Below are 14,395 nucleotides of genomic sequence, written 5' to 3'. Positions count from 1 at the left end.
CCATAACTAGTCCAGCTTTAATTTTTCATAAGGAGCAGTAGCTTTTTTGTTGTAGCAATCCAAAAAGGGCTAATTAATAAAGTCAGTGAAATGACAATAATGGTTAGTTGGTATTCAAAGTCAGAAACAATACCTGAATAAAAAGCACTGGAAGCTAATAGAAAACTAAGCTCACCAATTTGAGCTAATAATGCACCGCCATACAGACTGTCTTTCCAGTTTTTTCCGAAATAATAAATAACCAGCGTATTGATGAGGTGATTGCAAAAGTAGACGGCAAATAATAAAAGTCCGACAATTTTAATATGCTCCATTAAAAATTTTAAGTCGATTAGCATACCAATGGAAACAAAAAAGATGGCGACAAATAAAATCCTAAAAGAGTGTAAGCTGTGGTGAAACCATTCTGTAGATTTTGATGCATTTACAACCATACCACCAACAAAAGCTCCTAACGCAGCGGATAGTCCGAAAAATGCGGTAGCTACGGCAAAACCAAAACAGACAATAAAAGCAAATATGACTTGCAGTTCGTGGTCGTTTTTTAGTTCTTCAGAATAAGGCAAGGAAAATTCTTTCTTTTTTAAAATCCAAAGAATACCTAAGGTGATTAAAATACCCCCTGTAATTTGTAAAGCTATTTCTTGTTTGGAAGGAGCATTGCCGCCTAAATAGTTGGTAATAATTAACAAGGGCACAATTAAAATATCCTGCATCAATAAAATACCAATAACGTTTTTACCAACGGTTGTCTGACTTTCATTATTGTCCTGTAATAATTTTATGATTACTGCCGAGCTACTCAGACTCATAATAAATCCTAAAACGACAATTCTGTTTACGTTCCATCCAAAAAATGAACCAATAATGGCAACCACAACTAAACTTGCACCAATTTGAATAAGTGTTCCAAAAGTCGGGATTTTCCAGTTTTTTACGAGGTTTAATAAACTGATTTCCATTCCGATAAAAAACAACAATAAAATCAGCCCAAATTCACCAATAACATGAATTATGTCTTCATCAGTTAGCATTTTAAAACCATGTTTCCCAATAAGAACACCAGCTAAAATATAAGCAATGATGTAAGGTTGTTTAAAATGACGTAAAATCATTCCTATAAGAATGACCACAATTCCCAATAGTACAAAACTGGATAAATTGTGATTAACAGCGGCTAGAAATACCATTTTTTATTTTTTTGAAGGAACTTTTATGAGTTGTTTGGTTTGAATTTTAAATTTAAAGCCATTTTTTTCTTTTAAAATAATAAACCATTCCTGCAAATACAACAAGCATAACGCCCCATAAAATAAAATAACCGTTTTCATGCTCTAGCTCTGGAATGTATTTAAAATTCATTCCATAAATACCAGCAATAAAAGTAAGAGGTATAAAAATAGTAGCGATAATAGTAAGTACTTTCATTACCTCATTCATTCTGTTGCTAATGGTAGACATGTACATATCCATAATTCCCCAAATCATTTCTCTATAAATATCAACACTTTCAGAAACATGAATGATGTGATCGTAAAGATCTCTTAGGTACAATTGTGTTTTTTCATGAATAAGCGGACTGTCGCTTTTTTCTATTTTACTAATCACTTCTCTTAGTGGAAAAACGGCGCGTCTAATTTTTAATATTTCACGTTTCAGAGCTTGTATTTCAGAAATAATATTAGATTCAGAATTGTTTTCAAACAGCAAATCTTCCAAAACTTCTATTTTTTCACCCATGGTTTCAATCAAACTAAAATAATTATCAATAATCGCATCCATCAATGCGTATTGAAGATAATCGGAACCTTGTCCCCTAATTCTTCCTTTGTTTAAAAGCAATCTTTCTCTTATGTGTTCAAAAACATCTCCTTCATCTTCTTGAAAAGTTAGCAAGTAGTTGGCTCCCAAAACCATACTTACGTTTTCAATTTTTAGCTGTCCGTCTTTGTCAAAATAAAGCATTTTAAGAACGGTAAATAAATAGCCCTCATAGTCGTCGTTTTTTGGACGTTGCTTGGTGTTGATAATATCCTCCATTACCAATGGATGTATTTTGTAATGGCTGCATAATTTTTCAATTTCATCCACATGATTTAAGCCATACAGATTTACCCAAGTAACCTGATCTGGAATCTCAAAAGACAGAACATCTGAAACCTTTTCAAACTCTTTTGTTTCAACGGTATTTTTATCATAATTAAAAACTTCAATATACAGTTCGCTATCGGTTTTGTTACCAATATAAACCATGGAACCAGGGATAAGTCCGTTTTTTCTAGAAATATTTTTACTCATAAAATAGGGCTCTTTTTAAAGAAACAATGATACAGTATTTTCTGAATGCTGCAACATGGTTTAAGATATCATTTTTTTTCCAACTATTAAAAATAAGCTATTTAATTATAGCACTAATTATTTACATTTGTCAACGTTTTGCAGCCAATTTGCAAGCGCAATTATTTTTTTGTAAATACTGGTTTTATGGACTTAAATAAAGAAATTATCATTTCAATCGTATTTTGTTTTTTGCTAATAGCAATCATACAATTGTTGAAATTCTCGGTTAAAAAATTTAGCATTATCCGATCGATAGATTTGAATAGAAAAAAAATAATAATCAATCTAGGTTATTTAGTGCTCTTCTCCTTGTTTGGCTTTTCTATGGCAATTATTTGGGGTGTTAATCTAAATCAATTTACGGTTTTCCTTTCTTCTATATTGGCCGTTTTAGGGGTTGGTTTTTTTGCGCAATGGTCTATTCTTTCAAATTTAACAGCCAGTGTCATCTTATTTTTTAGTCACCCTGTTAGAATTGGTGATCGAATCCGAATTTTAGACAAGGATTTTGATTGGTCAGGAAAAGTGATTGATATTACAGGTTTTTATTTTTTTATGAAGACTGATAAAGGAGAGTATATTACACTTCCCAATACCATGGTTATTCAAAAAGGAATAGAAATTTTATCTAAAAAAGAATTAGATTTTGATGAGCAATTGTAGGTCTTTTTTCTTTTGAACAAAAAGAGAAATATTTGCTTAAGTTCAATTTTATTTTTAAGAATCCAGTTCTGTAAATAGGTATTATTTAGTCGCTTAAAAATTCTTAAATTCAATTAGTCGAGTTATATTTGCTGCTCTAAATAAAACTTAGAGATTATGGGGATTACTAGTGCTCAAAAAATGGTGGATGATTGGATTAAGAACCACGGTGTTCGTTATTTCAATGAATTGACGAATATGGCTCAGCTTACCGAAGAAGTAGGAGAAGTGGCTCGAATTATTGCAAGAAGATATGGAGAGCAGAGCGAAAAAGAGAGTGATAAGAACAAAGATTTAGGAGAAGAATTGGCAGATGTTTTGTTTGTTGTTTTGTGTTTGGCAAATCAGACAGGAATTGATTTGCAAGAGGCATTTGATAAAAAACTAGATCTAAAAACAAAAAGAGATCACGATCGCCACCATAACAATGAAAAACTTAAATAATGTCGAATAATTTATTAGAAGTGCCTTTTTGGAAAGTAGCCTTGCGTTTTACTCTTGTTTTTTTAGTGGTTATTGCTATTATAATGACACTTGTGCAGTTTATGCAATACGAAAATTTAGATGCTATTTCAGAAAGTTTTGAAGACGGATCTTGGGTGCAATATGTTATAAATAAATTAGTGTTTGCTGTAATTTACGGAGCAGCAATGGCATTTTTCTCTAGAAGAAGAGAAAGAAAAAATCTTAGATAATTTACTATGAGTACTTTAAAATTAAACCACTTTACAGGAGAGGTTCAGCAAGAAATAAAAATTACAGGATCAAAAAGTGAATCCAATCGTTTGTTAATATTACAACAATTGTATCCGAATTTGGACATATTAAATTTGTCAAATTCTGATGACAGCAATTTAATGTTGAAAGCATTGGCAAACAAAGGCGAAGAAATAAACATAGGACACGCCGGTACTACAATGCGTTTTTTAACCAGTTTATTGTCGACCAAAGTAGGCTCTGATGTTATTTTAACAGGATCGGGGCGTATGAAAGAAAGACCTATTGGAATTTTGGTGGATGCGCTTAGAACTTTAGGGGCAGATATTAGCTATATAGAAAACGACGGTTTTGCACCTTTGCGAATTAAAGGAACAAAACTAGCTGGCGGAAAAGTTAGAATTAATGGAAATGTAAGCAGTCAATATGTTTCGTCTATTTTATTAATTGCACCAAGTTTAGAAAACGGAATTGAATTGGAATTTGAAGGAGCAATTACTTCTATTCCTTATATTCAAATGACTTTAGGTTTGCTAAATACTTTGGGTGTGCAAACTTCTTTTGAAGGGCAATTGATTAAAGTAGCTCCAAAAGCAACAATTGAAGATACTACGATTACCGTGGAGTCGGACTGGAGTTCAGCTTCTTATTACTACAGTTTGGTGGCCATGTCTGCCAACGGAAAAATAGAATTATCAGCCTATAAAAAAGAAAGCCTTCAAGGAGATTCTGTATTGGCGGAGATTTATAAAAGTTTTGGTGTAAAAACCACCTTTTTAACCAATACTATTTTGTTAGAGAAAATAGAAGGATTTAAAAATCCAGAGCATGTTTCTTTCGATCTAATAAAAGCTCCGGATATTGCTCAAACCATTGCGGTTACTTGTTTCGGAATGGGAATTTCTTGTGATTTGTCGGGATTACATACCTTAAAAATTAAAGAAACAGATCGTTTGGTTGCTTTGCAAAATGAGTTGACAAAATTAGGTGCAGAAATTTCTGTAACTGACGAAACATTGCATTTAAAAGCAGCAATAAAAATAAACAGTGAAGTTTCTATTGCAACCTATCAAGATCATAGAATGGCGATGGCTTTTGCGCCGCTTTTGTTAAAAACAACTATTTTAATTGAAGAGTCGGATGTGGTTTCTAAATCGTACCCAACTTTTTGGGAAGATTTTGCAAAGTTTCAATAATTGAGGAATTAGCCTTTAGCAAAATATAAAAAGTATCTATTTAAAAATACCTAACAGCTTTATAGTTGTTAGGTATTTTTATGAATTTCGAAAATCAATTCAGTACCCAATAAGAAAGTGACGCTTACAAGCTAAGTAAAAAGGGCTATTTTTCAAATAAAGAACAGGATTGTTTGTTTATTTTGAAATTAAACCGTAAAACACTTGACAACGCCTATTGCGATGTTGTATCTTTGCGGTCATTTTACTAAAACTATCAAATGAAATTATCAGCATTTAACTTTGAGTTACCAGATGAATTATTAGCAGAATACCCTGCAGAGCACAGAGATGAGGCTCGTTTAATGGTATTAAATAGAAAAGAACAAACTATTGAACACAAGATGTTTAAAGATTTGATCGACTATTTTGATGATGGAGATTTGATGTTGGTAAACGACACGAAAGTTTTTCCAGCACGTTTGTTTGGAAACAAAGAAAAAACGGGAGCTAGAATTGAAGTTTTCTTATTAAGAGAATTAAATGCAGAAAACAGACTTTGGGATGTGTTGGTAGATCCAGCTCGTAAAATAAGAATAGGAAATAAATTATTTTTTGGTGACGACGAAAGTTTGGTTGCTGAGGTAATTGACAATACAACTTCTAGAGGACGTACCTTACGTTTCTTATTTGATGGTTCTTATGAAGAATTTAGAGAAAAATTAACTTCTTTAGGAGAAACACCTATACCTAAATACATCCGAAGAGATGTAGAGGAAATGGATGCAGAACGTTACCAAACAATTTATGCAAAAAATGAAGGTGCTGTTGCGGCTCCTACTGCTGGTTTGCACTTTTCTAAACATTTAATGAAACGTTTGGAAATTAAAGGTGTTGATTTTGAAGCGTTGACTTTGCATGTTGGTTTAGGAACCTTTAGCCCGGTTGAGGTAGAAGATTTATCGAAACATAAAATGGATTCTGAACAAGCTTTTATTTCGCAAGAATCTGCAGATAAAGTGAATCAAGTAATTCGTGATAAGAAAAGAGTTTGTGCTGTTGGAACAACGGTTATGAGAGCTGTAGAATCTTCAGTTTCTTCAAATCAAAAATTAAATCCTTTTGATGGTTGGACACATAAATTTATTTTCCCTCCTTACGACTTTAGTATCGCAAACTGTATGATTACAAATTTCCATACACCTAAATCTACTTTAATGATGATGACTGCTGCTTTTGCGGGTTATGATTTCTTAATGGAAGCTTATGAGGAAGCGGTTAAAGAAGGATACAAATTTTACTCTTACGGAGATGCAATGTTGATTATCTAATCAATTTCTTGCATTTTATATACTACTAAAATCCTGTATCAATTTAGATACAGGATTTTTTATAAATATTCAATATTACAATTCGTATTTTTGCCAAGCAGTTTTACCGCTATTGGCTGAAATATTGCTTAACCTGAAATCTATTTTTAAAATGACCCTTAAAAAGAAAGACATTCGCGCCCTTACAAAAGAGGAATTACGAGATTTTTTTGTAGAAAATGGAGACAAAGCCTTTCGAGGGAATCAGGTTTATGAATGGCTGTGGAGCAAGTCAGCACATTCTTTTGAGGCCATGACCAATATTTCTTTGCAAACTAGAGAAATGTTAGAAGCTAGTTTTGTCATCAATCATATAAAAGTTGATGACATGCAACGAAGTAGTGATGGAACGGTGAAAAATGCCGTAAAATTACACGATGGTTTGGTGGTAGAGTCGGTATTAATTCCAACAGACACCAGAACCACCGCTTGTGTTTCTAGCCAGGTAGGTTGTAGTTTAGATTGTAAGTTTTGTGCAACAGCTCGTTTAAAACGCATGCGTAATTTAAATCCTGATGAAATTTACGATCAGGTAGCGGCTATCAATCAAGAAAGTTTGCTGTATTACAACCACAAATTGTCTAATATTGTTTTTATGGGAATGGGCGAACCCTTGATGAACTATAAAAATGTATTGGCTTCTATTGAAAAAATCACCTCTCCCGAAGGTTTGGGAATGTCTCCAAAACGAATTACGGTTTCAACTTCTGGTGTGCCTAAAATGATTCGAAAATTAGCTGATGACGGTGTAAAATTTAATTTAGCGGTTTCTTTGCATTCTGCTATTGATGAGGTTCGAACTCGAATTATGCCTTTTAATGTGAATTTTCCTTTAAAAGATTTAAAAGAATCTTTAGAATATTGGTATGAAAAAACCCAACGAGCAGTGACCTATGAATATGTGGTTTGGGAAGGAATTAACGACAACAGAGAGGCTATTAGAGCCTTGGTAAAGTTTTGCAAGTACATACCATCCAAAGTAAATATTATTGAATACAACCCTATTGATGATGGTGAATTTCAACAAGCAAGTAAGAAAGCAATCTCAGATTATGTAAGCGTGTTGGAAATGAATGATATAGTGGTCAATGTACGACGAAGTAGAGGAAAAGATATCGATGCAGCTTGTGGCCAATTGGCGAATAAGAGTGGAAATTAATTTGATATTCTCTAAGAAACAATTTAATATTTAAGGTCTCCTACAGAATAAAATTCTTATTTTTATCCACTTAATGAAAGCAGTTGAGCAAATAAAATATCCCATCAATAAAGAGATGGAACTCTTTGAAGAAAAATTCAAAGAGGCAATGCTTAGCAAGGTTCCTTTGCTGAACCGAATTACCTACTACATTGTAAGAAGAAAAGGAAAGCAAATGCGTCCTATGTTCGTTTTTTTGGTCGCCAAAATGGTGTCTAAAGGAGGTTTTGAGGATCGTACCTATAGAGGCGCTTCTGTTATTGAATTGATTCATACAGCAACTTTGGTGCATGATGACGTGGTAGATGATAGCAACCGACGAAGAGGATTCTTTTCCATCAATGCCTTGTGGAAAAATAAAATTGCCGTCTTAGTAGGCGATTTTTTATTGTCGAAAGGTTTGTTGCTTTCTATTGATAATGAAGATTTTGATATTTTAAAATTAATTTCAGTCGCGGTTCGTGAAATGAGCGAAGGGGAACTGTTACAAATAGAAAAAGCACGTCGTTTGGATATTACCGAGGATGTGTATTTTGAAATTATTCGTCAGAAAACAGCAACTTTAATAGCTGCTTGTTGTGCAATTGGTGCCGCTTCGGTGGGTGCTTCAGATGAAGAAATTAAAAAAATGCATGAATTTGGAGAATTGATTGGTATTGCTTTTCAAATAAAAGATGATTTATTCGATTATACAGATTCAAATATTGGTAAACCTACAGGAATCGATATCAAAGAACAAAAAATGACTTTGCCCTTAATTCATACTTTAAATACTTGTTCTGAAAAGGATAAAAAGTGGTTGATCAATTCGGTGAAAAAACACAATACTGATAAGAAACGAGTAAAAGAAGTTATCAATTTTGTAAAAGAAAATGGTGGTATAGAGTATACTATTGAAAAAATGGAAACGTATAAAAATAAAGCCTTGGCAATTTTAAATACTTATCCAGAATCTCAATACAAATCTTCTCTATTGACCATGATTGATTACGTGGTCAATAGAAAAAAATAAGTAGTTTTAGCGTTTCTTTTTGTTTACTAAGTCGAATTGCGTTTCAAGCTTCACACCGTAAAGCCCTTCTAATTCCGATTTTATTTTTTTGTAAAATTTTGTATCAGGTGGTAAACTTAAACTATTCCAAAAATCGACATCATAAGGTAAATCAATTGCTGCCATGTCTAAATCAATTCCATAATCTCTTAGTCTCATTTTTTTCTTATCTGTTTCAACAGAAAAGATTAAGGCTTCTAGCTTTAATGATGTTCTTTTAGCAATTGTGCTTCGGTAAGCTTTTGGTACTAAATCCTCTTTAAAAACCCATTCATTTTTAAAATAATTTAAAACAAGTTTTCCACTTTTATGATTTTTGTATAAGTATAAAGTACGACCTCTTTCTATTTTGTATATTTTATAGCTATCTATTCCAATATAAAAAGTAATTGTTTCCCAGTCTATTTTAGGGTTCTGACCTTTGATAATTAAAACATCTTCTCCTTCATAAGAGGAATTTCCATCTCTTTTCCAATCGAATTTTTTTAAATTTCTTCTATGTTGTCCTTCAATAGGTCGTAATGGGTTTAATTGCAGCATGGCATTTATAGAATGATGCCAGTCTTTGGCTTTCCAAACTCTATAATCTGCTGATTTTCTTGCTTGGGTTACCTGAACTCTTCCAACACCACTTGCCGGGCCTCGATCTCGATATTTTAAATAGTTTTCTACAAAAAATTTTGCTTTTGTACTTTCTGTGGTAGCTCTTCTAAATAGAATTTCCTTTACATGAGAGGAGCTCAAAGTGTTTTTCTTTAGATTTTTTAAGGCATTTAAAACATATTGTTTGGCGCTTAAAAGTTCCACATCATCCATCATTACCGCGCTTTCTTTTAGGATGATTTTTTTTTCCTGTTTTGCAATATATTCTTCTACTGTTATTTTAACAGAATTGTATCCTAATGAAGATATAGTCAAAGTATCTTGCATTTCATTGTTGGAAACGCTAAACGAAAACTCTCCTTCATCATTACTGGAGGTACCTTTACTTTTCGAAACAATACTTACGGAAGCATAGGGAATGGTCATTTGAGTTTCGTCCTCAATGACTCCATTCAGTTCTATTTTTTTGGTTTGTGCGGTTAATTGAAATAAGGAAATAAAAAGCGCAATAAATGTGCTGTGGAAAATGTATTTGGTTTGCATAGATAAAATTTGATAAAGCTTAAAGTTACAACTTTTTTTCCTTTGATAGGCTGAATAAATTGCATTGTCTAGATTTTGTATAGTTTAGTTTTTTTCTAACAATTCTTCTAAGAGTCTTCTATTGTTGGATAAACGAGGGATTTTATGTTGGCCGCCCATTTTCTTTTGTGATTTGAGCCAATCGTAAAATAAGCCTTTTTTAGCGGTGTGAATGGTAGGAAAAGCAAGCGTCATGTCTTTGTAACGCTTTGCTTCGTAGTCTGAATTTATGTTTTGCAAAGCCTTGTCTAAGTAGTTTGAAAATTTATGAAGGTCTGTAGGTGCTGTTTTAAATTCAATCATCCACTCGTGCGCCCCATTGTCGGTTCCTTTCATAAAAATTGGCGCTACTGTATATTCTGTAATTTCTGCGCCACTTTTGTTGCAGGCTATTTGCAAAGCAGCTTCTGTGTTTTCAATAATTAATTCTTCACCAAAAACATTGATGAAATGTTTGGTACGGCCGGTAATTTTTATTCGGTAAGGTTGTAGCGAGGTAAATTTTATGGTGTCTCCGATTAAGTACCTCCACAAGCCAGAATTGGTTGAGATGACTAAGGCATAATTGGTGTTTAATTTTACGTTTTTAATAGAAATGGCTTTGGAATTTTCTCCTTGGTATTGGTCCATAGGAATAAATTCATAAAAAATTCCATAATCGAGCATTAGTAATAATTCATCAGAATTATTTTGGTCTTGCAAGGCGAAAAAACCTTCGGAAGCATTGTATGTTTCGTAGTATTTAAAAGTGCTACTTGGAATTATTTTTTTGTATTGATCCTGATAAGGAGTAAAGTTAACCCCGCCATGAAAATAGACTTGTAGATTTGGCCAAACTTCTAAAATATTCGTTTTTCCTGTTCGTTCTAATACTTTGTTTAACAATACAAGCATCCAAGAGGGGACTCCAGCCAAACTGGTAATATCTTCGTGAATGGTTTCTTCAATAATGGCATCCATTTTAGCTTCCCATTCATCCATCAAAGCAATTTCTTGTTTTGGGGTACTGCTAATATCTGCCCAAAAAGGAAGGTTTTCAATGATGATGGCAGAGAGGTCGCCAGAATAACTGTTGTTGTCTTCGTAAATGGCACTAGAACCTCCAAGTCTTAGACTTTTACCAGAAAATAAATCGGCTTCTGGATTGTTGTTGAAAAAGATGGAAAGCATGTCTTTTCCTACATTGATATGACAGTATTCAATAGCTTCATCGCTAACAGGTATAAATTTACTTTTTGAATTGGTGGTTCCACTAGATTTAGCAAACCACTTGATGTTGGAAGGCCAGAAAATATTTTGTTCCCCTTTTCTACAACGTTCTATGGTAGCTTCAATACTCTCGTATTTCTGTATGGGAACACTGTTGCTAAAATCTTCATACGAAGTGATGTTTCTAAAATTGTATTGCTTGCCTATTTCGGTATTTCGAGCAATTTTTAATAGGTCTTGAAGTAGCTCTTCTTGAACTTCATTGGGATACTTAATGAATAAATCAATTTGATGTTTTCTTTTTTTTAGAAACCATGAAATTATAGAATTAACAAATAAAAAAGCCATAGCACTCAGTTAATTTTAGGGTATATTTGTTTTTGTAAAACAGCTATTCCTTTAGCGAGTTCAATTTAGTGAAATTCTTTTAAGAAGCAATTGTATCGTGTGTACTTGTGTTATTTAAAAGTTATTAATTTATGTGAAGGAATATATCAAACGAAAAGCATGCAGTACAAAGGCGTTTTAAAAAAAATGAAGACAGAGTTTTCTGATACGATTTCTTATTATTTAGAAATGGAGAATGATTTTTTAAATTTAAATCAGTTGCTAGATAGAACTATAGAATTACAGTTTGAAAGCTACCAATGTATGTGCTGTTCTAAACAAAAGAAAATATTTAGACAGGGTTTTTGCTACGAATGTTTTTACGAACAAGCACAGGCCGGAGATTGGATTATGAAACCTGAATTGAGCAAGGCACATTTAGGAATTGAAGATCGGGATTTGACCTATGAAAAGGCGGTGCAGTTACAGCCGCATATTGTGTACTTAGCGCTTTCAAGTGAAATAAAAGTAGGGGTAACCAGAAAAACACAAGTGCCTACACGTTGGATAGATCAAGGAGCAAGTAAGGCTTTGGCTATTTTGGAAGTCCCAAATAGATATTTAGCGGGTATTGCTGAAGTTGCATTGAAAGATTTTGTAACCGATAAAACTAGTTGGCAAAAAATGCTGAAAAATGTGGTTACAGCTGGCGATTTACAGGAGAAGAGAAATGAATTGAAGGCACATCTCCCCGAAGAAGTTTTGCCTTACTTCTTGGAAGATAATTCGGATGTTTATGATTTAAATTATCCTGTTTTACAGTATCCTGAAAAAATAAAAAGTTTAAACCTGGTAAAAGCGCATTCGTATCAAGGGGTTTTAAAAGGTGTAAAAGGACAATATTTATTGTTTGAGGATGGTACGGTTTTTAATATTCGTAACAACGAAGGCTTGGTGGTTTCGCTTCAAGTAAGCTAGCCTACCTCTCGACTTCGCTCGAGGAGACAAGTATTTAGAGTTTGTTCTTGGTTGATCATGAGTGCCTCTCGACTCCGCTCGAGGTGACAAGTATTTAGAGTTTGTTCTTGGTTAAGCTGAATACCTCTCGACTCCGCTCGAGGAGACAAGAATTTAAAGGTTGTTCTTGGTTGATCATGAGTGCCTCCCGACTTCGCTCGAGGAGACAAGAATTTAAAGGTTGTTCTTGGTTGATCATGAGTGCCTCCCGACTTCGCTCGAGGAGACAAGTATTTAGAGTTTGTTCTTGGTTGATCATGAGTGCCTCTCGACTCGGCTCGAGGTGACAAGTATTTAAAGGTTGCTCGTAGTTGAATAAAATTTAGATTTCGATAGAATTTAATTTATGTTAGCCTGATTGGTGTCAATTCAAGTCGAGTGGACTCAATTAATGTCAGGTCGAGCGGAGTCGAGACCTAGATTTTTGGAGTGTGTTTCATTTTGACATTCGGATAACAATTTTAAAAGAGTAAAGTCTCCTTCGGCTAAAGCTACTTTCTTTTTCCTACTCCATTTTTTGATTTTTTTCTCATAAAAGATTGCCTGTTCAATACTATTGAATTCTTGATAAAAGATTAGCTCAACAGGTCTTCTCTTGAAGGTAAAGCAGTTTTTGTTAATACCTTCATTATGTTCAGTGAATCTTCTAAAAAGATTATTTGTAACTCCTACATATAGAAATTCATCTCTACATTTTAATATGTATACATAATATTGTTTCATAGCAATAATAGGTGTTGCCTCTCGACTGCGCTCGAGGTGACAAGTGTTTAAATTTTGTTTTTGGTTAAGCTTGCATGCCTCTCGACTTCGCTCGAGGAGACAAGTATTTAAAGTTTATTCTTGGGTGATCATGAATGCCTCTCGACCGCGCTCGAAGTGACAGGTATTTAAAGGATATTTTCAGTTAAGCTAGCGTGCCTCTCGACTTCATTCGAGGTGACAAATATTAAAAATCTCTCTTAGTTTAAGAAAATTAGGTTTTGATAGAAATTATTTTAGATCAGGTTTAGCGGAGTCGATTTATGTCAGGTCGAGCGGAGTCGAGACCTAGGCTTTTGACAACTCTACAAAACGTTTGGTAGAATTTCTTTCTACCAAATCGGTTTTTATAATTTGTGTTGTCACTTCCTTGTTTAAATTTTTGTTCTCTAATTTGTCAATCAGCATTTGTGCAGCCGCTTCGCCCATTATTTCACCATGTTGACTCACCGTGGTAAGTGTTGGTGAAGAGTGACGTGCTAAAATTCCATTAGAAAAACCGATCACAGAAAAGTTCTCAGGTACTTTAAAACCTTTTTCTTGTGCTATTTTTAAAACAGTTACTGCTATTTTTTCATTGGTAGTAATAACACTGTCAATTTCATTATTGTCGAATAATGGTTTGATAATGTCTTCGTATTTTTTGTAGTCTTCTTCTTCTATGTTTAAAACCAAATTTTTGTTAAATGGAATATTTTGTTTTTCTAGTCCTTTTACATACCCATTGTAACGTAATTTTCCAACATTCATATCACTAATAGTGGAGATAAATGCAATGTTTTTACAACCGGTATTTACCAAGTGTTTTACTGTTTTTTTAGCAGCTTTGTAATCGTCAACAACAACTTTGTCACAACCTACACTGGTGGCAATTCTATCAAACATTACAATTGGTGTTCCTTCTCTAATAGACATTTCAAAATGTGAATAATCTTTTTTTAGTTCTGTTTCTTTGGCAATAGAAATAATAAAGCCATCAATACTACCGTTAGAAAGCATTTCCATGGTTTCTACCTCCTTCTTATACGATTCATTAGAAATACAGGTAATAATTTTATAACCATTGTCGTTGGCAACTTTTTCAACACCTTTAAAAATTTGTGCAAAGAAATAACTCAACATATTTGGAATAACAATTCCTATAGTTTTAGTCCGTCTTTTCTTTAAGCTAATAGCATTAAAGTTGGGCTTGTAGTTCTTTTTCTTGGCGTATTTTTGAATTTTATCCTTGGTCTTATCACTAATCTCATAACTGTCGTTTAAGGCTTTGGATACCGTTGAGATTGACACATTAAATTTACTTGCAATATCTTTAATAGTGATTTTTTTCATGGACTGCTGG

Annotated in this window: 14 protein-coding genes; 8 read left to right on the top strand and 6 right to left on the bottom strand. The window is 33.4% G+C overall.

The features are described 5' to 3' along the window. Positions 1-17 precede the first annotated feature (17 nt). Together FGM02_RS03020 and corA are read right to left on the bottom strand one after the other, a co-directional pair. Entirely contained in the window at positions 18-1,190 is a 1,173-nt protein-coding gene (locus FGM02_RS03020) for a cation:proton antiporter (RefSeq protein WP_139956818.1), read from the bottom strand. A 52-nt stretch (positions 1,191-1,242) separates the two neighbouring features. Continuing rightward, positions 1,243-2,298 (bottom strand): magnesium/cobalt transporter CorA, encoded by a 1,056-nt coding sequence (corA, locus tag FGM02_RS03015; RefSeq protein ID WP_139956816.1) that lies wholly within the window; start codon positions 2,296-2,298, stop codon positions 1,243-1,245. A gap of 186 nt (positions 2,299-2,484) precedes the next feature. On the opposite strand from corA, the gene FGM02_RS03010 reads away from it, so the two are divergent. The 7 genes from FGM02_RS03010 to FGM02_RS02980 all read left to right on the top strand — a co-directional run bounded on the left by FGM02_RS03010 (position 2,485) and on the right by FGM02_RS02980 (position 8,514). Further along, a complete protein-coding gene (locus FGM02_RS03010) occupies positions 2,485-3,003 on the top strand; it encodes a mechanosensitive ion channel domain-containing protein (protein WP_139956814.1) in 519 nt (172 codons plus the stop codon). Positions 3,004-3,159: 156 nt separating this feature from the next. Beyond that, positions 3,160-3,486 (top strand): nucleotide pyrophosphohydrolase, encoded by a 327-nt coding sequence (locus FGM02_RS03005; RefSeq protein ID WP_139956812.1) that lies wholly within the window; start codon positions 3,160-3,162, stop codon positions 3,484-3,486. Beyond that, complete coding sequence (locus FGM02_RS03000) at positions 3,486-3,737, top strand: hypothetical protein (protein WP_139956810.1); 252 nt, start codon at positions 3,486-3,488, stop codon at positions 3,735-3,737. Before FGM02_RS03005 ends, FGM02_RS03000 begins: the two co-directional genes overlap by 1 nt. Before the next feature lie 6 nt (positions 3,738-3,743). Then, a complete protein-coding gene (locus FGM02_RS02995; RefSeq protein ID WP_139956808.1) occupies positions 3,744-4,955 on the top strand; it encodes a 3-phosphoshikimate 1-carboxyvinyltransferase in 1,212 nt (403 codons plus the stop codon). 260 nt (positions 4,956-5,215) lie between these two features. Then, the gene (queA, locus tag FGM02_RS02990) at positions 5,216-6,265 is read left to right on the top strand and encodes a tRNA preQ1(34) S-adenosylmethionine ribosyltransferase-isomerase QueA (protein WP_139956806.1); all 1,050 of its coding nucleotides are present in this window, start codon (positions 5,216-5,218) and stop codon (positions 6,263-6,265) included. Between the two features lie 151 nt (positions 6,266-6,416). After that, on the top strand, positions 6,417-7,463 hold the full coding sequence (gene rlmN, locus FGM02_RS02985) for a 23S rRNA (adenine(2503)-C(2))-methyltransferase RlmN (RefSeq protein ID WP_139956804.1): 1,047 nt from the start codon (positions 6,417-6,419) through the stop codon (positions 7,461-7,463). Between the two features lie 73 nt (positions 7,464-7,536). Further along, positions 7,537-8,514, top strand: coding sequence for a polyprenyl synthetase family protein (locus FGM02_RS02980; protein ID WP_139956802.1), 978 nt, complete (start codon positions 7,537-7,539; stop codon positions 8,512-8,514). A 6-nt stretch (positions 8,515-8,520) separates the two neighbouring features. Here the strand turns inward: FGM02_RS02980 and FGM02_RS02975 are convergent, their stop codons facing one another. Next, complete coding sequence (locus FGM02_RS02975; protein WP_139956800.1) at positions 8,521-9,699, bottom strand: carboxypeptidase-like regulatory domain-containing protein; 1,179 nt, start codon at positions 9,697-9,699, stop codon at positions 8,521-8,523. Positions 9,700-9,783: 84 nt separating this feature from the next. Continuing rightward, complete coding sequence (locus tag FGM02_RS02970; protein ID WP_139956798.1) at positions 9,784-11,295, bottom strand: GH3 auxin-responsive promoter family protein; 1,512 nt, start codon at positions 11,293-11,295, stop codon at positions 9,784-9,786. A 159-nt stretch (positions 11,296-11,454) separates the two neighbouring features. On the opposite strand from FGM02_RS02970, the gene FGM02_RS02965 reads away from it, so the two are divergent. Then, on the top strand, positions 11,455-12,252 hold the full coding sequence (locus tag FGM02_RS02965; protein ID WP_139956796.1) for a DUF2797 domain-containing protein: 798 nt from the start codon (positions 11,455-11,457) through the stop codon (positions 12,250-12,252). Between the two features lie 423 nt (positions 12,253-12,675). On the opposite strand, the gene FGM02_RS02960 is transcribed toward FGM02_RS02965, so the two are convergent. Together FGM02_RS02960 and FGM02_RS02955 are read right to left on the bottom strand one after the other, a co-directional pair. Next, positions 12,676-13,014 carry a GIY-YIG nuclease family protein gene (locus FGM02_RS02960; RefSeq protein WP_139956794.1) on the bottom strand — a complete coding sequence of 113 codons (339 nt, stop codon included), beginning with the start codon at positions 13,012-13,014 and terminating at the stop codon, positions 12,676-12,678. Between the two features lie 327 nt (positions 13,015-13,341). Next, entirely contained in the window at positions 13,342-14,385 is a 1,044-nt protein-coding gene (locus tag FGM02_RS02955) for a LacI family DNA-binding transcriptional regulator (protein ID WP_139956792.1), read from the bottom strand. Positions 14,386-14,395: the final 10 nt, after the last annotated feature.

The sequence above is a fragment of the Flavicella sediminum genome, assembly GCF_006381105.1.
Lineage (GTDB): Bacteria > Bacteroidota > Bacteroidia > Flavobacteriales > Flavobacteriaceae > Flavicella > Flavicella sediminum.
The sequence above is the reverse complement of the archived record's forward strand: the minus strand, read 5'-3'. Positions and strand labels throughout refer to the sequence as shown.

Coding starts and splice junctions, on each gene's coding strand:
- queA (WP_139956806.1), top strand. CDS start 5,216: ATGAAATTATCAGCATTTAACTTTGAGTTACCAGATGAATTATTAGCA.
- FGM02_RS02955 (WP_139956792.1), bottom strand. CDS start 14,385: ATGAAAAAAATCACTATTAAAGATATTGCAAGTAAATTTAATGTGTCA.
- FGM02_RS02995 (WP_139956808.1), top strand. CDS start 3,744: ATGAGTACTTTAAAATTAAACCACTTTACAGGAGAGGTTCAGCAAGAA.
- FGM02_RS02970 (WP_139956798.1), bottom strand. CDS start 11,295: ATGGCTTTTTTATTTGTTAATTCTATAATTTCATGGTTTCTAAAAAAA.
- FGM02_RS03010 (WP_139956814.1), top strand. CDS start 2,485: ATGGACTTAAATAAAGAAATTATCATTTCAATCGTATTTTGTTTTTTG.
- FGM02_RS03000 (WP_139956810.1), top strand. CDS start 3,486: ATGTCGAATAATTTATTAGAAGTGCCTTTTTGGAAAGTAGCCTTGCGT.
- rlmN (WP_139956804.1), top strand. CDS start 6,417: ATGACCCTTAAAAAGAAAGACATTCGCGCCCTTACAAAAGAGGAATTA.
- FGM02_RS03020 (WP_139956818.1), bottom strand. CDS start 1,190: ATGGTATTTCTAGCCGCTGTTAATCACAATTTATCCAGTTTTGTACTA.
- corA (WP_139956816.1), bottom strand. CDS start 2,298: ATGAGTAAAAATATTTCTAGAAAAAACGGACTTATCCCTGGTTCCATG.
- FGM02_RS02960 (WP_139956794.1), bottom strand. CDS start 13,014: ATGAAACAATATTATGTATACATATTAAAATGTAGAGATGAATTTCTA.
- FGM02_RS02965 (WP_139956796.1), top strand. CDS start 11,455: ATGCAGTACAAAGGCGTTTTAAAAAAAATGAAGACAGAGTTTTCTGAT.
- FGM02_RS03005 (WP_139956812.1), top strand. CDS start 3,160: ATGGGGATTACTAGTGCTCAAAAAATGGTGGATGATTGGATTAAGAAC.
- FGM02_RS02980 (WP_139956802.1), top strand. CDS start 7,537: ATGAAAGCAGTTGAGCAAATAAAATATCCCATCAATAAAGAGATGGAA.
- FGM02_RS02975 (WP_139956800.1), bottom strand. CDS start 9,699: ATGCAAACCAAATACATTTTCCACAGCACATTTATTGCGCTTTTTATT.